This is a genomic window from Shewanella sp. HL-SH2 (genome assembly GCF_051164935.1).
Lineage (GTDB): Bacteria > Pseudomonadota > Gammaproteobacteria > Enterobacterales > Shewanellaceae > Shewanella > Shewanella glacialimarina.
Genome location: NZ_CP195035.1, coordinates 3,706,773 through 3,730,618, shown reverse-complemented (window position 1 = coordinate 3,730,618; position 23,846 = coordinate 3,706,773). Strand labels below are relative to the sequence as shown.

The following is a 23,846-nucleotide window of genomic DNA, read 5'->3' as shown; positions in this document are numbered from 1 at the left end:
TTGTTGCAGGTTGTGGTTGAATGTTTATTTTTTGCTGCATTAGCTGCCAATTTATATTCATAATAGAATAATAAAAAATGCGTCCTGTGGACGCATTTTTGTTATTCTATACCTAGGTAAATAAAGCTATTGTTAAATCAATTTACAATAATTTAATGTTAGCGAGTCCATACCCAGTTTTCGATTTCAACAGGATCTACCCCATTTGCCTTGATATAGTTTTTATGGTCAACCAATCGTTGCAACATATCAGTGGTAATACGAACGTGTTGGGTTTCGTCAATTACGCCTTGTTGGAACAATTTATACGCCATGTCGATAACTAAGTGGTAGCGAGAGGTGCCGTTACGTACGCCCATATCAAACGGTGTAGTCGTTGAACCTTCTTCTTCATAACCCTTAATACGGAAACGACGGTTACCTTTATAATCAAATACTAGCTTCTTAATGGTGTTTGGGTAACCGTGGTAGTTAAATACCACGCCTTTATCTTCTGTAAAGACTTCATCCATCATCCAAGGCTTGCTTTGGAACTCAAGACTACCTAAGCCACTGCTGTGAAGTTCTGACACACTCACAAAGCGAATGCGTACCCGTGGTAGAATTTCACGAATTAGTACTAGTGAAGCCATACATTCTTGAGTTGCATAATCGCCACAACCGGCTAAAACAACATCAGGATTAGTATCAGAGGCGAAATCCCACACCATCATGCCGTCTTTAGCTTGCTTACGAGCTTCGTCTAATGACAACCATTGTGGTAGTGATTTCTTACCAGCAACAATGATGTTTAGTTTGTCACGATCAGCATAAGCTTTTTCGGTATACACCAAAGTACTGTTAGCATCTGCTGGTAAATAAGCAGAAATAATGTTTGGGTGCTTCTCAAGCATAGCACCTAGGAAAGACGGATTCTGATGAGAATAACCGTTGTGATCTTGACGCTCTAGTAACGAAGACAGTACCACGTTACACGCTGGAATTGGCTTGCGGAAATGGATGTCTTGACTTGCATGGACGTATTTACAGTATTGATCAGCCATAGATGACACAACTTGAGAGAAAGCCTCATAAGTTGGGAACATACCGTGACGGCCCGTTACTGTGTAACCGTGTAACATACCGAAAAGTAAGTTTTCAGATAATAGTTCAATCACACGACCGTCGCGAGACATATCCTCATCCCAGCTCTCAATCGGCCATTGCCAGGCGCGATCTGTTTCTTCAAACACAGCTTGAAGTTGGTTTGAATAAGTTTCATCTGGGCTGAAAATACGCAGGTTACGTTGATCGCGGTTTAATTTGAATGCATCACGCATCCATTCACCCATTTTCAACATTGAGTAACCACGTTGACCCCGTGGAGTCTCAGCGCCGTAACCAAGTTTAGTAAGATCAGGGTTAGCTAACGCACGTACCACTTCGCCGCCGTAGCTTAGACGTTGACGGCCACAGCAAAGATCTGTTGGTGGCATCAAAGACATAATGTCTTTATCAAATACTAGCGCGCCGGTGTCTGTTGTTTGTACTAGTTCATCAAATTTGTAGCTGGCTAGCCATTGATCAAGCGCATCTAAATGGCCTTTGTCAGTTGCACAGTTATTAACGATGACTTGATGAGATTCACAGTTGCCTGCAAGTTTTTTTCCATCATATTCAATAGTACCAGTCCAGCCTTTTGCTGTTCTCAATAAAATCACTGGCCAGCGTGGTTTAACAACATCTTCGCCAGAGCGTGCACGGCGTTGAATGTCGTTTATCATGTCATATGACAAGTCCATAGCGGCTGTCATTTGTTCGAAGATATCAATATCAAGTTCATCATCAACAATAATTGGATGATAACCAAGACCACGGAATTCTAAATCAAGCTCTTCATGACTCATGCGGCCCATACGGGTTGGGCCAGAGATTTTATAACCATTGATATGCACGATTGGAAGAACTGCGCCGTTATTTTTAGGTGATACCAAACGGTTTGCATACCAAGATGCTGCTAGTGGGCCTGTTTCAGCTTCACCGTCACCGATTAAACATGCAGCAATCAGATTTGGATTATCTAGCACAGAACCCCATGCAACAGACAATGAGTAGCCAAGTTCGCCACCTTCTAAGATTTGTCCTGGTGCTTCTGGGTTAGCATGCGAAGGATAGCCATAGGCTGCAGAGAATTTTTTACAGATATCTTCGATACCGGTTTCTGTATAAGGAATTGTCTCTGGATAGAAATGGCTTAATGAACCTTCCATGAATAGGTTGGCCTGTACTGCAGGAAAACCATGACCAGGGCCAACAAGGTAGATGAACTCACGATTATGTTTAACAATAAGACGGTTTACGTTAGCGTAGACAAAGTTAATACCTGGGCAAGTTCCCCAATGGCCTAGTAATCTAGGTTTAATATCAGTGTGTTCAAGCTTACGTTTATAAAGTACGTTTTGCTTCAAATAAATTTGCGAAGTTGCAAGGAAGTTAGTAGCTCGAACAAACTTTTTGAGTGCGATAATTTCATTAGCATTTGTCATATTGACCTCATTAAAACGAGAGAAATTGAATGTTAGTCTTAATTTGAGAACACTGTATTTCATTTTGAGAGTCAATAATGTGTTGTGGATCTAACTTTTGTTAATTAGGTGGTGATATTTCACTGAGAGTTATGTTGTATTTGTTGTTATGTTGGTTTTATAAAGTGGAGGATTGTTATGCTGTTGTTGATCTGAGGGCGATAAAGTGATTTTTACGGTGAATTTATTAAGTTCTAATTGACTGCCTGTGCTAATTTGTTTGCAAAGAACATCATCGAATATCTTAAGTAGTCTGAATGCAGTTTCAAACTAAATTAGAGATCATTGGTTGAAAAGGTATAATAAGCCAAGCCACAAGACTGGTTTTTAATTAATAAAAATATAAACCAATAATAATCAAGCAATTAAAATAACTTTATATGTCGTGATTACAGCATCTATACCCAGCTATAAATAAGATTGTTACACGATAGATTGAGTTATTCCAAAGGAATAGATAAGCATTATGGCAATGTTAGAAAAAATAATTAATTATTTAAACGGCCTACTTTGGGGCGAGCTATTAGTTTATGGGCTGGTTGGAGCTGGCTTATATTTTACGATACGCCTTGGGTTTATTCAGTTTACTCAGTTTGGTCACGGCCTTAAATTACTCGCCATTAGCCGTAGACCGGGTAAAAATGGATTATCTTCGTTTCAAGTTTTTTGTACCAGTATGGCTGCTAGAGTCGGTGCAGGTAATATGGCTGGTGTTGCTTTTGCTATAGGGGTAGCAGGTCCTGGTGCCGTTTTTTGGATGTGGGCTATTGCTGTTTTAGGCATGGCCACAGCGATGATCGAATCCACTCTTGCTCAAGTTTATAAAGTAAAAGATGTTGATGGGCAATATCGCGGCGGTCCTTCTTACTATATGGAACAAGGCCTAGGGCAGCGCTGGATGGGGGTATTATTTTCTGTGCTATTGATTATCTGCTTCGGTTTGGTTTTCAATGCAGTTCAAGCCAATACGATTGCCGGTGCAATGACCGCAGTATTCGATGTTGATCCACTCTATGTTGGTATTTTGATTACGTTATTCAGTGGCGTGGTTATTATGGGGGGATTAAGAAAGGTTGCTAAAGTATCGGAATTTGTTGTCCCTTTTATGGCATTAGTTTATATCATTATGGCGTTTATTGTCGTACTGATAAATATTGAGGAACTACCAAGAGTATTTATGCTCGTTATCAATAGTGCATTTGGATGGCAAGAAGCTGCTGGTGGCGCTATTGCATATAGTGTCTCGCAAGCTATGCAGGCTGGTATAGCTCGTGGGTTATTTTCAAATGAAGCGGGTATGGGTAGTGCTGCTAACATTGCAGCAAGTGCTTCACCCAACCCAAATCATCCAGCATCTCAAGGTTATATACAAATGATGGGGGTATTTTTTGATACTATTGTTATTTGTACCGCAACGGCGGCAATAATATTGCTTTCGGGTGATGCTGCTGGATCTGGTGAAGGCATTGGCATGACAATCAATGCATTAACTTTCCACGTAGGTTCGTGGGGCGGTGCCTTTATTGCTTTTGCTATCTTGTTATTCTGTTTTACCTCAATTATTGCAAATTACTCTTACGCCGAAACTAACATCATGTTTTTGTCTGGCAACAGTAAAAAAGCGTTACCTTTATTTAGACTTGTCGTATTAGGTATGGTGATGTTTGGTGCTATGGCTAAAATTGGTTTGGTATGGGATTTAGCTGATGTGTCCATGGGACTGATGGCATTGGTTAACATTGTCGCGATAATGTTACTTTCAGGATTGGCGATTAGGGTCATTAATGACTATCGTCAGCAAGTTAAAGAAGGAAAAGATCCGGTATTTGATACAAGTAAATTTCCTGAGCTAGCCGATCAATTGGAAGAACAAATTTGGCCTGACTTATCTGCTAGTAACAAAAAATAAGCCGCTATTGTTTTTTGTGCATTGATTAAAGGCGTTAGGGTAATCGAAAAAGCCATGCTGAATCAGCATGGTTTTTTTATATCAGTCACGTATTATGTGGTGTATTCAGATAAAGGAGTTAACCATGCTGGTTTTAGTATCACCTGCCAAAACATTAGATTTTGAACATCCGCCGATAACGGCAACGTTTACTCAACCGACATTATTATCCCATAGCGAAACACTGATAAAGATATGTCGGCAACTTACGCCTGTTGATATTGCTAGTTTAATGAAAGTTAGCGATAAAATAGCGGGTTTGAATGCTGCCCGTTTTGAGCAGTGGCAACCTGATTTCACTCCAATCAATGCCAAGCAAGCGATGTTCGCTTTCAGAGGGGATGTCTATACCGGATTTGATGCAGATAGCTTATCAGAGTCGCAAATTCACTCAGCACAGCAACATATGCGTATTTTGTCAGGTTTATATGGCTTGCTAAAACCCCTCGATTTAATCCAACCTTATCGCTTAGAAATGGGCACCAAATTAGCTAACTCGGCTGGAAATAATTTATATGCATTTTGGGGGGAGATTATTACCAATGAAGTGAATAAAGCATTAGCAGAGCAGGGTGATGACATCATCGTCAATCTAGCCTCTAATGAGTACTTTAAATCAGTTAAAGTCAAACAGCTTGAGGGGCAACTTATTACCCCAATTTTTAAAGATTGTAAGAATGGTAAATATAAGATAATTAGCTTTTATGCCAAAAAAGCGCGCGGTTTGATGGCAAGGTATATTGTCAATAATCAACCTAAGACATTAGAGCAGTTAACTGAATTTGACTTAGAGGGTTACTATTACAGCCCTGAACAGTCCAAGTTAGATAGTCCGGTTTTTTTACGTGATGAGCAACACTAGTGTTTATTAATATTTTCAGATGAATATAGAGTCAAAAGTCGGTTCAGTTTAGTCATAAAAAAAATGCCCTTTTCGTTAAGGGCATTTTTATGGATAAAACATTCTATAAATATAACCTAGCAGAATAGTAAGTTGAGTTGGCTCACTTGACGGTGATTACTCCGATTTAGCGAGTGGCCTTAGCTCAATTTCAGATTGCGCCATCATATAAGCAAATTGCACATATGCTGCTACATTTTGGGCTAGTGCCTTTGGGTCGATTTTATCCAAAGTATCATTAGGGGTGTGATGATAATCAAAATAATCTGTACCATCTTGTTTTAACGATGCCACTGGCACACCTAAACCAGGCATCATGGAGACATCTGGACCACCAGAGGCGTCATTTGTTCCTAAAGCAATCCCATTTAATGTCATCGTCGACACCTGATGCTGAATTTGGCTAAAGCTTGTCGGTGCAACATTAAAATCAATTTGATAAACAGGACCAGCACCAAAATCAGATTCTGCTGCTATGTAATGCTTTTCTAATTCATTGGCATGCATCTCTGTGTAGGCTTTTCCACCGACTAAACCGACTTCTTCAGCAGCGTAGAGTACAACGCGGATAGTACGAGCAGGCTTTTGTGGTAAATCTTGAATTAACTTTGCGGCTGCAGTGACAATTGCGACACCGGCTCCGTCATCAATAGCGCCCGTACCCTCGTCCCACGAATCTAGATGCGCGCCTATTAAGACAATTTCATCTGGTTTGCTGCTGCCTGTCACCTCTGCTATTACATTGTAAGATGTGGCAATACCTAAGTTTTCAGATGTCATATTCAACGACATAACAATATTGGGGTCGCGTGTTAACATGGCGTTGATTAAGTCGGCATCAGGTGCTGACATTGCCGCCGCGGGAATTTTAGGCACATCTTCTTGGTAACGCATCATACCCGTATGAGCCATACGGTCATGATCAGTCCCAATTGAGCGTATTACAACTGCAACAGCGCCTTTTTTTGCCGCTTCTACAGCTCCTTTAGAGCGTCCGCCAACAGTAATACCATATCCGTTGCCATCTTTATGCCGTTCAGTCTTATGGTCGATAAAAACAATCTTGCCCTCAATACGCCCAGGTGAGGCTAAAGTGAGTTCCTCTAATGACTCAAAACGTACTATAGGTGCTTGAATGCCTGTCTCTGGCGTACCAATACTGCCACCAAGGGCTGTAATCACCAAAGGCTGCTCAAATGGTGACACAATACTGGCCGAAGTCATTATCCCTCTAGACCATGCTGGAACTTGGACTGATTCTTTATAGACTTTATCAAAGCCCATCAGCCACAGTTTTTCCATTGCCCATTCGACAGCCATAATATCTTTATCTGTACCAGCTAATCGTGGTCCTACCTCTACGGTGAGTGACTCAACAATATCGTAGGCTCTGTTTGAATTAAGGGCTTGTTGCGCTAACAGTTGACTGATTTGCACATCTTCAGAGTCATTAATCACTTTTTCAGGCGATTTAGATTGTGATGGTGTTGTTTGCTGGCAGCCAAATAATGCCACTGTAAATAAAGCTGTTAAGGTGACGTGCTTATAATTTCTCATGAGTTTCCTTCAAATATTCTAACTATGTCTCACTTTTTTAAACAATCTACCAAAAAGTGTGCTTCATGTCCCGACTCTATTTTTAAGGTGACGCTATATTAGGCAAATGTTAGATGAGGAGAGTATTTTAGGTGATGGATATAGAAAAAATGCAGCAACAAGCCGACCATGCCGTTGTCTTATTAAAAGCGCTAGCGAATGAACGCAGACTGTTTATTTTATGCCACCTGCTGAATGATGGTGAAATGTGTGTAGGTGATATGAATAAAAAGCTAGGGCTAAGCCAGTCTGCTTTATCGCAACACCTTGCATGGTTAAGAAAGGATAATCTAGTTGGCACACGTAAAGAGGCACAAACCGTTTATTACTCATTAAAAAGCGATGAAGTAAAAGCACTTATTCAAGTACTGAATAATATGTACTGCCACTAATCTGTCTTCTTTTAAGCCTTAATCGCTATTTAGCGATTAAGGCTTTTTATTATCTGTCACATAATTAATGCTATTGATCGGCTTAATGCTTGCATCGAATACATATGCTGAATTTTAAACATAAAAAAACCGGCCTAGGCCGGTTTTTTGAGATTGAATACTGAATTAAGCAACTAGTGCTTTGATTCTAGCATTCAAACGTGACTTTTGACGGCCAGCTCTATTCTTGTGAATAAGGCCTTTTGTCGCCATACGGTCAACTATTGGTTGTGCAACTGCGAACGCTTCTGTAGCCGCTTTGTGGTCACCGCTTTTGATAGCAGCGATGACTTTCTTAACGTATGTACGTAACATTGAGCGACGGCTTGCATTATGCTGACGACGCTTTTCAGACTGAAGCGCGCGCTTCTTTGCAGACTTGCTATTAGCCAAGGTGCAACTCCTAAAAACTGGATTTGATACTTTTAAAGGCCGAGGAATATGCCTGCTTTAAGTCGCTTTGTCAACGACTAAAATTGAAATCTCATCATAAATGATAAAATATACAATCGGCGTGCTTATCTTCAACCCACTCGTGTAATATGTGGCGTAATTCTAACAGCTCTTTAGCCTATGTGACAGAGTTTGCTTAGAATATTTGCAACAAATACCATTAAATTTTATGGGCAAGATGAGCTTTTGGGGGTCAATTGAGTAAAAAGTTAATTAAATCAGGTGTCGTTGTCAGTGCTATGACATTGATTTCTCGTGTGATGGGGTTAGTGCGTGATGTTGTTATTGCTAACTTAATGGGTGCAGGAAGTAGCGCGGATGTTTTTTTCTTTGCTAACAAAATACCTAACTTTTTACGCCGCCTATTTGCTGAAGGTGCTTTTGCACAAGCTTTCGTGCCTGTGTTAACAGAATATCAAGAAAAGCATTCCCCTGAAGAAACCCGGGAGTTACTCGGAAAAGTTACCGGTACGCTTGGTTTGCTGGTGACGATAGTAACCTTAGTTGGTGTTATTGGCTCTCCTATACTTGCAGCATTATTCGGCGGCGGTTGGTTTTTAGACTGGTTGAACGATGGCCCCAATGCCGAGAAATTCGAGCTTGCGTCTTTAATGCTTAAAATCACCTTCCCTTATCTGTGGTTTATCACTTTTACTGCGCTAGCAGGATCAATCTTAAATACCAGAGGCCGGTTTGCTGTATCGGCATTTACCCCAGTTTTTCTTAACATTGCAATCATCGGGTTTGCTTTATACATCTCTCCCACTATGGAAAATCCAGAAATTGGATTGGCATGGGGGGTTTTTGTTGGTGGTCTGGTGCAGTTTGTATTTCAAATCCCTTTTTTAATTCAAGAGCGCGCTTTAGTTAAACCTTCCTGGGGATGGCATCATCCTGGTGTCGTTAAGATTCGCACCTTAATGCTTCCCGCACTGTTTGGGGTATCGGTTTCTCAAATCAATTTGCTGTTTGATACGTTTATTGCCAGCTTTTTAATGACGGGATCGATTAGTTGGCTGTATTACGCAGATAGGTTACTTGAATTTCCACTCGGATTATTTGGTATTGCTATCGCAACGGTAATTTTACCAGCACTCTCGAGAAAGCATATTAATGCTGAAGGGGAAGGGTTTCGTCAAACAATGGATTGGGGCGTTAAAGCTATTTTACTATTAGGTATGCCTGCTATGTTTGGCTTGATTTTGCTCGCGCAACCTATGTTAATGGTGTTATTCATGCGCGGGGCATTTAGTCTCACCGATGTTGAAATGGCTTCATACAGTTTAGTTGCTTATGGTGCAGGCTTGCTGAGTTTTATGATGATTAAAGTATTAGCGCCAGGTTATTATTCTAGGCATGATACAAAAACACCGGTTAAATTCGGTATTATTGCCATGGTAACCAACATGGTGTTTAACCTTATATTTGCTATTCCATTCGGCTATGTAGGTTTAGCAATAGCGACATCCTTATCGGCATTGCTTAATGCTGGTTTGTTATATAGCGGTTTACATAAGGCTGGGGTTTACAATCTTAGCCGCGCAACATTGATATTTGCGCTTAAAATTGTTATCGCTACAGCGGTCATGTCTGCAATGTTATGGTATTTTTTACCAGCTCAATCGCAATGGCTTAGTTGGAGCATTAGTGAAAGAATGATGGCGTTAGTCGCGCTTATTTGTAGCGGCGCATTAACTTATCTGGTTACCTTACTTTTGCTCGGTGTCAGACCATGGAAAATAAAAACAGCCCCAGTGGTTCTTTAAACGCAGATTTATAGTCTCTTAATAGAGTTATTGGGTTTAAGTGGATAGCGGTTTGGGTATATAATCTGCCGATTTACTATTAATAAACAATTTTAGGCAAGCATTGGCGTAATGGAATTAATCCGCGGTATACACAATTTATTACCTTCTCATCATGGTTGCGTGCTAAGCATAGGCAACTTTGATGGTGTTCACCGTGGCCATGCTGAGGTGATCCGTAATTTGGTAAGTAAAGCGCACCATTTTCAACTGCCTGCGACCATAATGACATTTGAGCCACAACCCCAAGAGTTGTTTCGTGGAGAGCATGCTCCAGCAAGGTTAAGCCTTTTAAGAGATAAAGTCCGTTTATTGGACGAATTAGAAATTGACCGCCTATTATGTGTTAATTTCACACGATCTTTTGCCAGTCAACCCGCTCAGGCGTTTATTGAAGAATTATTGGTTAACAAACTAGGTGTTAAATACCTGGTTGTCGGTGACGACTTTTGCTTTGGGAAAGGGCGTGAAGGCAATTTTGAGATGCTGGTCGCCGCAGGTAAGCAATTTGGTTTCAGCGTAGTCAGCACTCAAAGCTTTGTCGTTGGAACCCACAGAGTGAGTTCAACTTTAGTACGTGAACAGCTCATGTTAGGTCATTTAGAACAAGCAAGACGGTTATTGGGTCATCCATTTATGTTGAGTGGTAAAGTGGCTCATGGGCAAAAAATTGGTAGAACTATCGGTTTTCCAACGGCAAATATTGCGTTAAAAAGAAAAGTCGTGCCAATACGCGGTGTATTTGCAGTACGATTTTTTTGGCATTGTAGTGATGTATATGAAGGTGTTGCAAATGTGGGCTTTCGCCCGACAGTGCAAGGCCAAGTTTGTCAGTTAGAAGTGCACTTATTTGATTTTGATGGTGACTTATATGGCAAGCGAGTAGAAGTTGAATTAGTGGCTAAAATCCGTGACGAACAACCTTTTGAGTCATTGGATGCACTAAAAAAACAAATTTTGAATGATGCGAATGAAGCTAAGGCTTTATTCTGCTTTGATGCAAGCTGATTATTCAGCTTAATTAACGGTATGGGATCAATGAGCGACTATAAACTGACTTTGAATTTGCCGGAAACTGAGTTTCCGATGCGCGGTAATTTAGCTAATCGCGAGCCAGAAATGTTAAATCGCTGGACGCAGGATGGGTTATATCAACACATTCGTGAACATAGAGCTGGCCGTAAACCGTTTATTTTGCACGATGGCCCTCCTTATGCGAATGGCAGTATTCATATTGGTCACTCTGTAAACAAAATCCTAAAAGACATTATTATTAAATCAAAAACCATGTCTGGTTTTGATGCGCCTTATATCCCTGGTTGGGATTGTCACGGTTTGCCGATCGAGTTAAAAGTCGAGCAAAAAGTGGGCAAGCCAGGGCAAAAGATTTCAGCGGCTGAATTTCGTGAAGAGTGTCGTAAATATGCTGCTATTCAGGTAGATGGTCAGCGCGATGACTTCATTCGTTTAGGTGTGCTAGGTGACTGGCAAAACCCTTACCTCACCATGGATTTCACTACTGAAGCTAACATTGTGCGTTCATTAGCCAAAGTTATTGACAGCGGCCATTTACACAAAGGTGTAAAGCCAGTGCATTGGTGTACTGACTGTGGCTCAGCACTTGCTGAAGCTGAAGTTGAATATGAAGATAAAACATCACCAGCGATTGATGTTGCTTTTGAAGCGACAGATAGTGCTGCTGTTGCAGCAAAATTTGCTGTAGAAAATTATCCTCATCCAGTATCAATGGCTATTTGGACCACAACACCGTGGACATTACCGGCTAACCGCGCGTTATCTTTAAGCCCTGAGTTTACCTATAGCTTAGTGGAGTTTACTAAAGACGGTGTGACAGCTGCTGTGATTTTAGGCCAAGTGTTGGTTGAATCATGTGTTGAACGTTATGGATTTGATTCACATAAAATTATTGGTGAAGTCAAAGGCGCAGAGCTTGAGCTGACTCGTTTTAAACACCCATTTTTAAGCTTTGATGTACCTGCGATTCTTGGCGACCATGTTACTACTGAAGCGGGTACTGGGATTGTTCACACTGCACCAGGGCACGGTCAAGATGACTTTGTTGTTGGCCAGTTATACGGTTTAGAAGTGGCCAACCCTGTTGGCGATAACGGTGTATTCAAACCTGATACTGAGTTCTTTGCCGGTCAACACGTGTTTAAAGCCAATGACAATGTAGTCGCACTATTAACGGAAAAGGGCGCACTGCTTAATCACGTTGCTTATCGTCACAGCTATCCGCATTGCTGGCGCCACAAAACACCGATTATATTCCGTGCAACACCGCAGTGGTTCATCTCAATGGACAACAAAGGTTTACGTGCACAAGCTTTAGCTGAAATCAAGAAAACGCATTGGCTACCAGATTGGGGTCAAAGTCGTATTGAAAAAATGGTTGAAAACCGCCCAGATTGGTGTATTTCACGCCAACGTACCTGGGGTGTACCAATCACATTATTTGTACACCGTGAAACCGATGAGATACATCCAGATAGCGTGTCATTGATGGAACGTATTGCCCATAGAATTGAGCAACAAGGCATTCAAGCTTGGTGGGACTTAGATGAATCAGAACTATTAGGTGAAGAAGCCTCTCAGTATCGTAAAGTCACTGACACCTTAGATGTTTGGTATGACTCAGGCTCTTCCTTCTCGTCAGTTGTTGCTGCCCGCCCAGAGTTTCAAGGCCATGATATTGATTTATACCTTGAAGGTAGCGATCAACACCGCGGCTGGTTTATGTCATCACTGATGATTTCTACCGCGATGAACGGCAAGGCGCCTTATAAGCAAGTACTTACACACGGTTTTACCGTTGATGGTAAAGGCCGTAAAATGTCTAAATCAGTTGGTAACGTGATTGCGCCATTGCAAGTAACCAATAAGTTGGGTGCCGACATTTTACGTTTATGGGTCGCAGCAACCGATTACAGCGGTGAAATGACTGTTTCTGATGAGATTTTAAATCGCAGCGCCGATGCGTATCGCCGTATTCGAAATACCGCTCGTTTCTTATTAGCTAACTTAAATGGCTTTAATCCAGAAACCGATATGGTAGCACCTGAAGATATGGTGGCATTAGATCGCTGGGTAATGCGTCGTGCTGATGCGCTACAAAATGAAATTATTGCCGCGTATGATCAATATAATTTCCACTTAGTGACTCAAAAGTTAATGCAGTTCTGTTCAATTGAATTAGGTGCATTCTACTTAGATATCATTAAGGATCGTCAATATACCGCTAAGCAAGATGGTAATGCTCGTCGTAGCTGTCAATCGGCATTATTCCATATATCTGAAGCTATGGTACGTTGGATCACCCCAATTCTAAGCTTTACCGCAGATGAAGTCTGGCAATTACTACCAGGCAAACGCGATAAGTATGTTTTTACTGAAGAATGGTATCAAGGGTTACAGTCTGTCACTCTTAAAAGCGATTTAAGTGATGATTACTGGCAGAAGCTGCTTGCTGTTCGTAATGAAGTGAATAAAGTGATTGAACAAGCCCGCCGTGATAAACGTGTTGGTGGTTCATTAGAAGCTGAAGTGACTTTATTTGCCGATGCAGAACTTGCCGCAGAGCTAGCTAAGTTAGATGACGAATTACGTTTTGTATTATTAACCTCAAAAGCGGTAGTTGCGCCTTTAGCTGATGCACCAGCAGATGCTGTAGTAACTGAACTTGAAAATCTAAAATTAGTGGTGACTAAAAGTGAAGCGCAGAAATGCGAGCGTTGCTGGCACCACCGTGAAGAAGTTAGCACCATTGAAGCCCACCCAACATTGTGTCAACGCTGTGTGACCAATATTGAAGGTGAAGGCGAACAACGCGAATTTGCATAAGGATAGAATGTTATGAGTACTGTTCCAGCAACATGGAAGGACAGTGGCTTGCGTTGGTATTGGGTAGCTGTATTTGTGTTTATTGCAGATCAGCTATCTAAACAATGGGTACTGGAAAACTTTGATTTATATGAATCAATTCAGTTATTGCCATTTTTTAATTTTACTTATGTACGAAATTACGGCGCTGCATTTAGTTTTTTAAGTGATGCCGGAGGTTGGCAACGTTGGTTTTTTGCGGTTATTGCGATAGGTTTCAGCACCTTGCTAACCATCTGGTTAAGAAAGCAGTCACATCAATTGTTACGTACAAACCTTGCTTACACACTCGTTATTGGTGGAGCATTAGGTAATTTAGTTGATCGTTTAATGCATGGCTTCGTAGTGGACTTTATAGATTTCTATTGGAAAACTAGCCACTACCCAGCATTTAATATTGCTGACTCCGCTATTTTTATTGGCGCAATATTAATTCTGTGGGAAGCCTTTAAGCCTGATGTTGCTCAAACTGAGCAGGAGCAATCAAAGTGACCGATTTAAATAAACCCGATAACCATGCTATTTTATGCCATATGAACCTTATTTTAGAAGATGGTTCGACCGCAGATAGCACCAAAGCATCAGGTAAGCCTGCGCGGTTTAATTTAGGTGATCAAAGCCTGAGCCCAGCGTTAGAAGCACAAATTAAACATTTATCTGAGGGTGATAAACATACTTTTACCCTGGATGCTAAAGATGCTTTTGGCGAGTCAAACCCAGATGCTATTCATCATATGGACCGCAGTCGTTTTCCAGCTAACATGAAGTTAGAAGCTGGGGTTATTGTCAGTTTTTCTGGCCCAGGCGGCAGTGAAATTCCAGGTATTGTGCGTGAAACAATAGGTGACTCTATTACTGTGGATCTAAATCATCCATTGGCTGGGCATAAAATCACTTTTGAGCTAGATGTTGTACAGGTTATCACGGAGTAAACATTACCTATGCTAAAAGTTGATCCTACTTCAGCTAAACTCAATATTTTATTAGCAAACCCACGTGGTTTTTGCGCGGGTGTTGATCGTGCTATCAGTATTGTTGAACGTGCTTTAGAGTTATTTGAACCGCCTATTTATGTGCGTCATGAGGTAGTGCATAACCGATATGTAGTTCAAAACTTAAAAGACCGTGGGGCGATATTTGTTGAAGAGCTAGAACAAGTACCCGATAACTCAATTGTTATCTTCAGTGCACATGGTGTTTCTCAGGCTGTTAGAAAAGAAGCCAAGCAGCGTGGTTTAAAAGTGTTTGATGCAACTTGTCCCTTAGTGACTAAAGTACATTTGCAGGTGACTCGAGCAAGTCGTAAAGGTATTGAATGTATTTTAATTGGTCATGAAGGCCACCCTGAAGTAGAAGGGACCATGGGGCAGTACGACAATGATAAGGGTGGCGTTTATTTAATTGAGTCACCAGAAGATGTCGCCGCATTGTCGGTCAAAAATGCGGATAACTTATGTTTTGTTACCCAAACAACATTATCTGTCGACGATACACTGGATATTATTGCCGCCTTACAGAAACGCTTTCCTTCAATTGAAGGGCCACGTAAAGATGATATTTGCTATGCCACTCAAAATCGTCAAGATGCGGTGAGAAGTCTTTCTGCACAAGTTGATTTATTGATTGTTGTAGGTTCTAAAAATAGCTCTAATTCAAACAGGTTGCGAGAGTTGGCAGAAAAAACCGGTACCCAAGCTTACTTAGTTGATACCGCAGCAGATGTCGACCCTAGCTGGTTTAAAGATGTATCAAAAGTTGCTGTTACAGCCGGAGCTTCAGCACCTGAGGTACTGGTTCAGCAAGTTGTTAAGGCTATTGCTGAGCATGCTCCAAGTGTGATTACTGAAGTTGAAGGGCGAAAAGAAGACATTGTTTTTGCTGTGCCTGCAGAGCTAAGATAGCGTTAGCACTTTTTCTAGTTAATGCTATTTACAATAAACCCGTAGCGTTAAGTTACGGGTTTTTTTGTGCTTAAAATTTAATCGGAGTATACTTGTTACCAATAATCGCTTTATATGAAGGTAAACATATTAAGCTAGATTGTTAACAACTTGTAAGTTAGAATTGTTGAACAGAAATTTGATATAAGCTATCGTTTTTTAAGCTTAAAATGTAAAATTCGAGGTCAAAAATATGACGGTTGTCGGAGGGTTGACGCATGTCATCTAAAGGGAATGGATTTTCCTTAATTGAAGTTATGGTCTCACTGGTGATACTGGTGATAGGCCTTATTGGCATTTTTAATTTGCACATAGTGGCCAAACAAGGCAGTTTTGAGTCTTTTCAACAAACTCAAGCCTCTTATTATGCCAATGATATTGTTAACAGAATGCGAATGAATCCATCTGAACTTAGCAATTATGAAGGAACTTATAATGGCGGCACGTCTGCGCCAACTAAAGCCTGTGATGTTGCTATTGGTGTGAACAGTATTTGCACTAATGTTGAGACCCGCCTATGGGATATATACCAGTGGGAACAGTCGTTTAAAGGTGAAAATGAAAAGTATTCTGGTACGAGTGTCGGCGGATTAGATTCTACAACCGCTTGTATAGATATTACTGGTAGGGATGTCACAGTTGTTATGACCTGGCGTGGCATTCGCGCTTCAACAGATGGATTAAGCGAGGGCAGTGCTTTTGCAAAAAGTTGTGGCTCGTCAAATGATAGGCGTCGTGCGTTAGTTATTAATACCGCGATTTTGTAGGGTAAAAAATGCTAAAAAAAATAACATTACAAGCGGGATTGTCGCTTGTTGAATTAATGGTCGCCATGCTGATCAGCTTGTTTTTAACCGCAGGTCTTTTTAGCATGTTTAGTATGTCATCAAGTAATGTGACCACCACGAGCCAGTTTAACCAATTACAAGAAAATGGCCGTATCGCATTAGCTATTATGGAAAGAGATATTAGTCAACTAGGTTTTACAGGTGATATTACCGGCACCGACTTTATTGTTGGCACCAATACTATTGTATCAGCTTCAGCAGTGCCTAATGATTGTGTTGGCGCCGGTGTAAATAATGCAAGCTTCCCTAATAACCAGCTTTCTCACTTTAGGCGGTTGTGGGGTTATGAAGCCGGGGTAAGTGGTGAAGTGTTGGCCTGCATTACCCCAAATGCGAAGACTGATGTTCTACAGATGAAGCGTCTTGTTGGTCCGTCCGTTTTGCCTGCCAATATTAATCCTACTCGTTATTATGCAGCATCTACATCTACTCAGATTGAAATTTTTAATGGTAATGCTGTTCCACCTACCCTAATGAACAGCCGTATTTGGGAATATCAACATCATGTTTACTATATTGAGAATGACGGCGATATTCCAATATTAAAACGTCGTACACTTTCAATTGGTAATGGGATGAATAACGATGAGCAATTAGTTGAAGGCATCGAAAATATGCGTATTTTGTATGGTTTTGACAATAATGGTGATGATACTGCAGACAGTTATATGCCTGTACAAAATGTAACATCACTTATGTGGGATAATGCATTTTTCCAACGTTTAGTGTCTCTTCGGGTTTACCTGTTAGTGCGTAGTACCCAAGAAGACAGAAGTTATACTAACAACGTGACATATACTTTGGGTGATAAAACCGTTGGCCCACTTAATGATAACTTTCGTCGAAAAGTTGTCTCCACGACTATTGTATTAGAAAATCCTGTTTTAATTAGGAATTAATCATTAAACAAGTTTGCAAATACATTTAGGTAACAGCAATGCAAAATTCAATAAAAAAGCAGCAGGGAGTCGTTTTATTCTTCTCTTTGATCATTTTAGTCATAATGACAGTTATAGGTGTCGCGCTTGCAGTAAATTCTACCCAGTCATTGCGTATGGCTGGTGCGGGATCTGAGCGAATAGAGGCCATGATGTCTGCTCAAGGTGCGCAGGTAAAGGTCATAGCTGATAATGAAGGCGCTGTAATGGGTGCTATGAGTGTCGTGACTGTAATGAATGATGCCGTATTAGGCGTGACGAATACGATTACTCCTATGTCAGTAGGAGATGTTGACTGCCAACGCAGTATGAAGGCTAATTCGGGAAAATCACTAATATGCCGACGCTTTGAAGTATCAAGTAGAGCAAGTTTTGGTCGCAGTAATTTAGGGCAAGTTACTGTTATTTTAGGTTTTGAACAAGAAATGTTACCTTAGGAGCTAATTATGATAAAGCTTATATCGTTTACATCGTTATTTGCGGTACTTTGCTTATCTGCTAATAGTTTCGCAGATGACACTGAACTTTATGTTTTTGAGTCTACAGCAAGGTCAGGTTCACGGCCCCAGGTACTCATTATATTTGATACTTCAGGCAGTATGGGCAGTAACTTCAAAACGGATACACCTTATGTTCGTGGTGCAGAGAACGTCAATTCAGGTGGAACATTAAAACCAGATACTAAACTATTTTATACTCGTAGCAGCAGTAATATCCCTAGTGCTTCTAGCAAGCAATTCTTTTTACATGGCGTAAATGGCTGTGATGTTGGCGAAAAGTATCTTCAAGACTACGGTATGTTTACAGGTTATGTACGCGAGCATAAGTATGTTGGAGAAAACGGGACCTGGTCTGAAATACCGTTAACTGATGGTTCAGGGATTACCCAGGTTGATTGTTATGAAGATATTGCTGAGAAGAATTATTATAACAATAACACAAACTTTTGGGGCTTTCCGGTTGATGGGTTAGGAACAAGTGCTAATCCTATAAGCCATACTGCCGCAAACAACTCATCAACACCAGCTCAGATTGACGCAGCAGTCGCTAAAGCTAAACTTACTAACTTTGGTATTGGCCAACCTATTACTCTTTACACTGAAAAATACGTGAAGTGGTATCACAGTTCGAAAACTCAACAAAATTATTCTCGTCTAGAAATTGCTCAGCGAGTGATAGAAGATACCATTGTTACTACTCCGGGGGTTGATTTTGGCCTTTCAGTATTTAACTTTAATGGTGGTGACACCCGTAATGGCGGTAGAATTGTTTACGGCATATCTCCGACTAATGAATCATCAAAAGCAAAATTGTTGACAACCATAGGTGGATTTAAAGCCGAAACTTGGACGCCATTATGTGAGACATTGTACGAATCGTATCGTTATTTTGCAGGCTTAGGTGTCCATTATGGTGATGATGATACCAGTCGAACTCCTTACAGGGATACCAATGCAGAGTCTGGAGGCAAATACAAATCCCCCTTTGTAGGTAAACAATGTCAAGATAACGCTTATGTGATTTATGTGACGGATGGTGAGCCAACAAATGATACCAATGCAGATGATCTTATATTAGGGCTTGATGGAGTCACTAAAACCGATAAATACAGTAATAGTTATCTTCCCGCGCTAGCTGGTTGGTTAAAGAAGAATGATGTAAACACTACTGTTGATGGTTTTCAAACTGTGAGTACCTATACCATTGGATTTAGTTCTGGCGCAGATAGCGCTGCACCTATTTTAAAAGAAACCGCATTACGCGGTGGTGGCGCATATTATTCAGCTAAAGATGCACAAAAATTGCAGGAAGCATTACAGCAAATTTTCTCTAATATCTTAGAGGTCAACTCGAGTTTTACCTCACCTTCTATTGCTAGCAATAATTTTGATAGAACCCAAACCCTCGATTCCGTTTATTATGCAATGTTTTTACCTAACAAGGGACCACGCTGGCTAGGCAACTTGAAAAAGTTCAAAGTCACTGGTAGCGGTGATGTTGTAGACCAATCAGGAAATAATGCCATTGGTGATGATGGTAATCTAAAATCCTCAGCGTGTTCATATTGGACTTCAAAAGCCGTCTGCGATGCGACAAGTGGTGGTGGCGATGGTAATAATGTTGCTATCGGTGGTGCTTCACTTATGCTGCAAAATACTGCAACGAGAACCTTGTACAGCAACTTTGGTTCCGGAGGCTCATTAAAAGCATTCACTAAAGCTAATGCAATAAATGGCGCTGGCATTGGCAATGAAGATGAACTCGCGCGCTTTATGGGAGTAGATAAATCTGAGTTAGATAAATTGTTTAAATGGACCCAGGGCATTGACGTTGATGATGAGGATAAAGACAAATCTACCTCAGATACCCGTGTTGATATTATGGGTGACCCGCTTCATTCAAAACCTTTAGCAATAAACTATGGTACCGCTGGTTCTCCTGATGTTCGCGTGATATTAGGCACAAACCAGGGTTTTATTCATATGTTTAAAGATAAGGGTAATACGGTAGAAGAGTCCTGGGCATTTATGCCACAAGAGCTATTACCTAATCTAAGAGAGCTTCGCGCCAATATTCCCACAGGCGTGCATTCTGTATACGGAATGGATAGTCCTTCAGTGGCCTATGTTAAACGCAATGCTTCCGGTGCAATTGAAAAGGCCTGGCTATTTACCGGTATGCGCCGTGGTGGTAAGTCATATTATGCACTTAATATCACCGACCCAGATAAACCATCATTCATGTGGAAGGTCAGCCCTGACTCAGCCGGTATGAGTGATATGGGCCAGTCTTGGGCTGAGCCTGTTGTTACTTTTATTCCTGGCTTGCCTGCAGGCAATACTTCTCCAGCTAATGCTTTACCAGTGCTGATTATTGGTGGAGGCTATAATCCTTCAACAAAGGATGGTGCTGGCGTTGGCCAAGATGATACCAATGGTCGTGGAGTGTATGTACTCAATGCCGAAACTGGCGCGCTTGTACATCATTTTGGCATAGCGGGTGGTAGTAATAAAACCAAGCTTGATGGTATTGTTGATAGTATTCCGAACAGCGTTGCAGTATTGGACAGTAACAATGACCGATTGACAGACCGAATATATGCAACCGACACCGGTGCTAATGTGTGGCGAATGGATCTTCCTAGCGCTTCGCCGGATAGTACCACAGTGCCTTGGACTGCATTTAAGTTTGCCAGTTTAGGTGGAACGTCTCAAGGTAATGATCGTCGTTTTTTTGCAGAACCTGCAGTCGCCCAAACAGTATTTACTAACATCTCAGAAGTCAGTGTAACAACACCTACTGGCACTACGACCACGCGAACCTATCAAAATGTCCCCTATGATGCAGTCACAATAGGTACTGGCCATCGGCCACACCCGCTAGATAAGTCACGTTCGGATAAGTTTTTTGTCCTACAGGACAGAAATGTCGTCAGTAAGTCTTTCACTGGGACTGCAGGTAATTTGGTTCCGGCGGCTTTAGACCTATCGAACCTTTACAATGTGTCATCAGCCCCTCCCGTAACAGAAGATGAAAATGTTGCCTTTGGTAAGATGCGTGGCTGGTATTATAACTTCGGCGCTATTGGTGAAAAGAGTTTGTCTGCCTCGACGATTATTCAAGGGCGTGTGTTCTTTACTTCATATGTACCCGGGGATGCGACATCTGCGAATCAATGTTTAGTATCAGGTAAAGGTCGCTTATATGGCTTTGATTTACATAAAGGTACTCGCTCATATACGCAAGAGTTTATGGAGATGGGCGCTCGTGTTCCTGATACACCGCAACTGGTTATTCCACCCAATGGCGCAGATGACAGTTACATGTACCTTATCGGTATTGGTAACGCGGGAGATAAAATGGAGAAAGTAAAAGATCCTCTAAATCCCGATCCTGATGGCTGTAAAGCAGGTGATGAAAAATGTATTGGTGCAGGGCCTGGTGTAAACAAAATTTATTATCATATTGACGAGTAAACTAAATGAAACTAAAAAATGGTTTTACCCTGATAGAGCTTATGATTACCGTTGTTGTGATTGGCATTTTGGCATCTATTGCTTACCCAAGTTACACTCAATTTGTCGCTAAGGGGGCGAGAGCTGATGGTGTTGCTGGGTTAATGAATGCTGCAAATAGACAAGAGCAGTACTATTTAGATAATAAAAAGTATACCGATGATATGAATAAGCTGGGTTTAGGTGCAGACCCCTGGATAGTGGAGAATAAATTTTATTCCATCGATGCTGTTGTGGTAAATAATAGTGATTTTACATTAACCGCAACAGCAAAGGGGACTCAAGCGACTCGAGATGCAGCTTGCGCTTCAATTACCTTAAATGCAGCAGGAAACAAATTGCCTAAGGAGTGTTGGAAATGAAGTTATTACCTTTACTTATCGTTGGTTTAGTATTCAGTATTACGACTCATAGTGATGAGCTACCGATAACCTATAAATGTTTTATTGAAACTCAGCATGGTGTAGATATCGCTAATTTTAGTTGGTTAGCTACTGACCTCACTAAAGAACAGGCTGCACTATTGACTCAGGATGTTAGCACTATGACAGGTAAACGAGGTGTTGTGAGGCATATTGACGAATGTGTAAAACTTGAACAAAAATTTCAGTCTAAAATAGCCAATAAAATGGATGAAGAGATTACTCAATAATTCATCAGCTTAGTAGCTTAGTAGCTTAGTAATTTTATTTTATAGTGTAAAAAAGGTAGCCATCGGCTACCTTTTTTAATTGCAGTTTACACTAGCTGTGATTGCTGAAACTCGTCCGGACACGCCAATTGTTATTCCTTTAGAATCAGGATTACTCTTATCACCCGGACAATAAATGATACTACCTGTTTGAGCCTGGTTCATTAACCCATCAGCATTGAATGTATAGCGTGATAAAGTTGATTTAATAAAGTCATTGCTGTCTACGGCATCGACGGTACGTAATACAGTATCCTGTATACCATTATTGTTTTCCAGTGACCCCAATGCCCCATTATCGATAAAAACACTAAATCCTTCAGTCCAGTCAGCGCCGCAACTTGTTCCATTAAATGGGCATATTGATACCCTGCTACCGTAACTTACGGCTTGGCTGCGGGCAAATAATATGGTTGATTCAATATTACTGATAACGCCTCTAGCACGCTGTCCTTCATATAATGATACTAATGAGGGCACAGCTACAGTCATCAAGATACCTGCGACGACCACAGTCACCATTAACTCAACCAGTGTGAAGCCATTAGATTTATGTTTCATTTTATTATCCTTGGTCATATGTATTCAGTATAACCAAGAGACCAATGAAATTCAGCGATTTATTCCATTCAGGTAAATATAAGTTGAGTATTAGGGTTTACAGGCAATATTTTTCTTAGTGGAAAACCTCACTCTGCCTGCTTGATTGATAATAATAGCTTTAGAGTAGGGGCTATCAAATGTTTCAGGGCAATATGTAAGTGTGCCATTTGTACCTGATGCTAAGCCGTCAGGCTGATACCTTAATGCCTTTCGATTATATTGTATGATATCTTCTTGATGAAACTGGCTGACTTCTTGAATGATTTTATCTTGGCCATCTAATTCATTGGTTTTGCCGGAATCGGTAAATATAGAAAAGCCTGTGTGCCAATCATTACCACATTTTCCTTGGTATAAAGGGCATACCGTTATTCTTACGCCATAACTGATCGCCATGTTTCGAGCAAATTGCATCGATTGCTGAATTGTCCTGATATTACTGTCAACTCTGATTTGTTGTTGTAATGATTTAAACGAGGGAAAGGCGATAACAGACAGTAAGCTGGTGATCATTATTGTGGTCATTAATTCAATAAGATTAAAACCCAAATTGCGCTGATATAACATCATAATAGACTCATCCTTGATTTATCAATATGCCGATCCCTGCGACACTTGGTTAAATTATAGCCAAGATTTGGTTTTTTGCTTAGAATAAATCAATTTAAAAATAAGTTTAAAATGCAGCAGAAACTTACCTCACTTTCGAGTAAGATATTCAGTAGTGATAGAAAATTGATATAAACTTTAAAAGTTACATCATCTTAGGTAATTAAGTTAACCTATACAGCCCTTTTAGGAGTGATTAAATGAAGAAAGTAGAAGCCATTATTAAGCCATTTAAATTAGATGATGTGCGCGAATCACTCGCTGAAATTGGCATTACTGGTATGACAGTGTCTGAAGTCAAAGGTTTTGGCCGTCAAAAAGGGCATACTGAACTTTATCGTGGCGCCGAGTATATGGTAGATTTTTTACCCAAAGTAAAAATTGAATTGGTAATACAAGATGAATTACTTGAGCAAGCTATCGATGTGATTGTTGATACGGCCAGGACAGGAAAAATTGGTGATGGTAAAATATTTGTCACCGATGTAGAGCGAGTTATCCGAATTCGTACCGGTGAAGAAAACGAAGAAGCTGTATAAACTAAGGCCATTATGGCCTTTTTTATTATCTGAGCTTTCTGTTAGTCACTATATAGTTATGCAT

Annotated in this window: 21 protein-coding genes; 16 read left to right on the top strand and 5 right to left on the bottom strand. The window is 40.7% G+C overall.

Annotated elements, in window-relative coordinates:
* Nucleotides 1-158: 158 nt before the first annotated feature.
* Complete coding sequence (locus ACRWP9_RS16200) at nt 159-2,525, bottom strand: phosphoketolase family protein (RefSeq protein WP_434926858.1); 2,367 nt, start codon at nt 2,523-2,525, stop codon at nt 159-161.
* Nucleotides 2,526-3,036: 511 nt separating this feature from the next.
* Here ACRWP9_RS16200 and ACRWP9_RS16195 point away from each other — a divergent pair.
* Both ACRWP9_RS16195 and yaaA read left to right on the top strand, forming a co-directional pair.
* Complete coding sequence (locus tag ACRWP9_RS16195; protein WP_434926857.1) at nt 3,037-4,473, top strand: alanine/glycine:cation symporter family protein; 1,437 nt, start codon at nt 3,037-3,039, stop codon at nt 4,471-4,473.
* A gap of 124 nt (nt 4,474-4,597) precedes the next feature.
* On the top strand, nt 4,598-5,374 hold the full coding sequence (gene yaaA, locus ACRWP9_RS16190) for a peroxide stress protein YaaA (RefSeq protein ID WP_434926856.1): 777 nt from the start codon (nt 4,598-4,600) through the stop codon (nt 5,372-5,374).
* Nucleotides 5,375-5,530: 156 nt separating this feature from the next.
* Here the strand turns inward: yaaA and ACRWP9_RS16185 are convergent, their stop codons facing one another.
* Nucleotides 5,531-6,970 (bottom strand): M20/M25/M40 family metallo-hydrolase, encoded by a 1,440-nt coding sequence (locus ACRWP9_RS16185; RefSeq protein ID WP_434926855.1) that lies wholly within the window; start codon nt 6,968-6,970, stop codon nt 5,531-5,533.
* A gap of 134 nt (nt 6,971-7,104) precedes the next feature.
* Between ACRWP9_RS16185 and ACRWP9_RS16180 the strand changes: the two genes are divergently transcribed.
* Nucleotides 7,105-7,401: an ArsR/SmtB family transcription factor gene (locus tag ACRWP9_RS16180; RefSeq protein WP_226415862.1), complete on the top strand. Its 297-nt coding sequence runs from the start codon at nt 7,105-7,107 to the stop codon at nt 7,399-7,401.
* A gap of 165 nt (nt 7,402-7,566) precedes the next feature.
* Here ACRWP9_RS16180 and rpsT read toward each other — a convergent pair whose 3' ends face one another.
* Nucleotides 7,567-7,833: a 30S ribosomal protein S20 gene (rpsT, locus tag ACRWP9_RS16175; RefSeq protein ID WP_226414009.1), complete on the bottom strand. Its 267-nt coding sequence runs from the start codon at nt 7,831-7,833 to the stop codon at nt 7,567-7,569.
* Between the two features lie 257 nt (nt 7,834-8,090).
* Between rpsT and murJ the strand changes: the two genes are divergently transcribed.
* The 12 genes from murJ to ACRWP9_RS16115 all read left to right on the top strand — a co-directional run bounded on the left by murJ (nt 8,091) and on the right by ACRWP9_RS16115 (nt 21,992).
* Nucleotides 8,091-9,659 (top strand): murein biosynthesis integral membrane protein MurJ, encoded by a 1,569-nt coding sequence (gene murJ, locus ACRWP9_RS16170; RefSeq protein ID WP_434926854.1) that lies wholly within the window; start codon nt 8,091-8,093, stop codon nt 9,657-9,659.
* Between the two features lie 111 nt (nt 9,660-9,770).
* Nucleotides 9,771-10,706, top strand: coding sequence for a bifunctional riboflavin kinase/FAD synthetase (ribF, locus tag ACRWP9_RS16165; RefSeq protein ID WP_434926853.1), 936 nt, complete (start codon nt 9,771-9,773; stop codon nt 10,704-10,706).
* Nucleotides 10,707-10,736: 30 nt separating this feature from the next.
* Nucleotides 10,737-13,559: an isoleucine--tRNA ligase gene (ileS, locus tag ACRWP9_RS16160; RefSeq protein ID WP_434926852.1), complete on the top strand. Its 2,823-nt coding sequence runs from the start codon at nt 10,737-10,739 to the stop codon at nt 13,557-13,559.
* A gap of 12 nt (nt 13,560-13,571) precedes the next feature.
* Complete coding sequence (gene lspA / locus ACRWP9_RS16155; protein WP_434926851.1) at nt 13,572-14,090, top strand: signal peptidase II; 519 nt, start codon at nt 13,572-13,574, stop codon at nt 14,088-14,090.
* Nucleotides 14,087-14,530, top strand: a complete 444-nt coding sequence (fkpB, locus tag ACRWP9_RS16150; protein WP_226414019.1) for an FKBP-type peptidyl-prolyl cis-trans isomerase — start codon at nt 14,087-14,089, stop codon at nt 14,528-14,530. Before lspA ends, fkpB begins: the two co-directional genes overlap by 4 nt.
* 9 nt (nt 14,531-14,539) lie before the next feature.
* Nucleotides 14,540-15,499 (top strand): 4-hydroxy-3-methylbut-2-enyl diphosphate reductase, encoded by a 960-nt coding sequence (ispH, locus tag ACRWP9_RS16145; RefSeq protein ID WP_434926850.1) that lies wholly within the window; start codon nt 14,540-14,542, stop codon nt 15,497-15,499.
* A 257-nt stretch (nt 15,500-15,756) separates the two neighbouring features.
* Nucleotides 15,757-16,305 carry a type IV pilus modification protein PilV gene (pilV, locus tag ACRWP9_RS16140; protein ID WP_434926849.1) on the top strand — a complete coding sequence of 183 codons (549 nt, stop codon included), beginning with the start codon at nt 15,757-15,759 and terminating at the stop codon, nt 16,303-16,305.
* 8 nt (nt 16,306-16,313) lie between these two features.
* Nucleotides 16,314-17,285, top strand: coding sequence for a PilW family protein (locus ACRWP9_RS16135; protein WP_434926848.1), 972 nt, complete (start codon nt 16,314-16,316; stop codon nt 17,283-17,285).
* A gap of 50 nt (nt 17,286-17,335) precedes the next feature.
* A complete protein-coding gene (locus ACRWP9_RS16130) occupies nt 17,336-17,761 on the top strand; it encodes a pilus assembly PilX family protein (protein ID WP_434929100.1) in 426 nt (141 codons plus the stop codon).
* A gap of 6 nt (nt 17,762-17,767) precedes the next feature.
* Nucleotides 17,768-21,301: a pilus assembly protein gene (locus tag ACRWP9_RS16125; protein WP_434929099.1), complete on the top strand. Its 3,534-nt coding sequence runs from the start codon at nt 17,768-17,770 to the stop codon at nt 21,299-21,301.
* Nucleotides 21,302-21,306: 5 nt separating this feature from the next.
* Nucleotides 21,307-21,702, top strand: a complete 396-nt coding sequence (locus ACRWP9_RS16120; protein ID WP_434926847.1) for a type IV pilin protein — start codon at nt 21,307-21,309, stop codon at nt 21,700-21,702.
* Entirely contained in the window at nt 21,699-21,992 is a 294-nt protein-coding gene (locus ACRWP9_RS16115; RefSeq protein WP_434926846.1) for a TapY2 family type IVa secretion system protein, read from the top strand. The genes ACRWP9_RS16120 and ACRWP9_RS16115 overlap by 4 nt, the downstream gene beginning before the upstream one ends.
* Before the next feature lie 75 nt (nt 21,993-22,067).
* On the opposite strand, the gene ACRWP9_RS16110 is transcribed toward ACRWP9_RS16115, so the two are convergent.
* A complete protein-coding gene (locus tag ACRWP9_RS16110; RefSeq protein ID WP_434926845.1) occupies nt 22,068-22,592 on the bottom strand; it encodes a GspH/FimT family pseudopilin in 525 nt (174 codons plus the stop codon).
* A gap of 90 nt (nt 22,593-22,682) precedes the next feature.
* The gene (locus tag ACRWP9_RS16105; protein ID WP_434926844.1) at nt 22,683-23,204 is read right to left on the bottom strand and encodes a GspH/FimT family pseudopilin; all 522 of its coding nucleotides are present in this window, start codon (nt 23,202-23,204) and stop codon (nt 22,683-22,685) included.
* A gap of 239 nt (nt 23,205-23,443) precedes the next feature.
* Between ACRWP9_RS16105 and glnB the strand changes: the two genes are divergently transcribed.
* Nucleotides 23,444-23,782 carry a nitrogen regulatory protein P-II gene (gene glnB, locus ACRWP9_RS16100; protein WP_226414035.1) on the top strand — a complete coding sequence of 113 codons (339 nt, stop codon included), beginning with the start codon at nt 23,444-23,446 and terminating at the stop codon, nt 23,780-23,782.
* Nucleotides 23,783-23,846 lie beyond the last annotated feature (64 nt).

Coding starts and splice junctions, on each gene's coding strand:
- ACRWP9_RS16185 (WP_434926855.1), bottom strand. CDS start 6,970: ATGAGAAATTATAAGCACGTCACCTTAACAGCTTTATTTACAGTGGCA.
- ispH (WP_434926850.1), top strand. CDS start 14,540: ATGCTAAAAGTTGATCCTACTTCAGCTAAACTCAATATTTTATTAGCA.
- ACRWP9_RS16135 (WP_434926848.1), top strand. CDS start 16,314: ATGCTAAAAAAAATAACATTACAAGCGGGATTGTCGCTTGTTGAATTA.
- ACRWP9_RS16110 (WP_434926845.1), bottom strand. CDS start 22,592: ATGAAACATAAATCTAATGGCTTCACACTGGTTGAGTTAATGGTGACT.
- ACRWP9_RS16105 (WP_434926844.1), bottom strand. CDS start 23,204: ATGATGTTATATCAGCGCAATTTGGGTTTTAATCTTATTGAATTAATG.
- ACRWP9_RS16195 (WP_434926857.1), top strand. CDS start 3,037: ATGTTAGAAAAAATAATTAATTATTTAAACGGCCTACTTTGGGGCGAG.
- glnB (WP_226414035.1), top strand. CDS start 23,444: ATGAAGAAAGTAGAAGCCATTATTAAGCCATTTAAATTAGATGATGTG.
- ribF (WP_434926853.1), top strand. CDS start 9,771: ATGGAATTAATCCGCGGTATACACAATTTATTACCTTCTCATCATGGT.
- ACRWP9_RS16120 (WP_434926847.1), top strand. CDS start 21,307: ATGAAACTAAAAAATGGTTTTACCCTGATAGAGCTTATGATTACCGTT.
- yaaA (WP_434926856.1), top strand. CDS start 4,598: ATGCTGGTTTTAGTATCACCTGCCAAAACATTAGATTTTGAACATCCG.
- ACRWP9_RS16115 (WP_434926846.1), top strand. CDS start 21,699: ATGAAGTTATTACCTTTACTTATCGTTGGTTTAGTATTCAGTATTACG.
- pilV (WP_434926849.1), top strand. CDS start 15,757: ATGTCATCTAAAGGGAATGGATTTTCCTTAATTGAAGTTATGGTCTCA.
- lspA (WP_434926851.1), top strand. CDS start 13,572: ATGAGTACTGTTCCAGCAACATGGAAGGACAGTGGCTTGCGTTGGTAT.
- ACRWP9_RS16200 (WP_434926858.1), bottom strand. CDS start 2,525: ATGACAAATGCTAATGAAATTATCGCACTCAAAAAGTTTGTTCGAGCT.
- ACRWP9_RS16180 (WP_226415862.1), top strand. CDS start 7,105: ATGGATATAGAAAAAATGCAGCAACAAGCCGACCATGCCGTTGTCTTA.
- ileS (WP_434926852.1), top strand. CDS start 10,737: ATGAGCGACTATAAACTGACTTTGAATTTGCCGGAAACTGAGTTTCCG.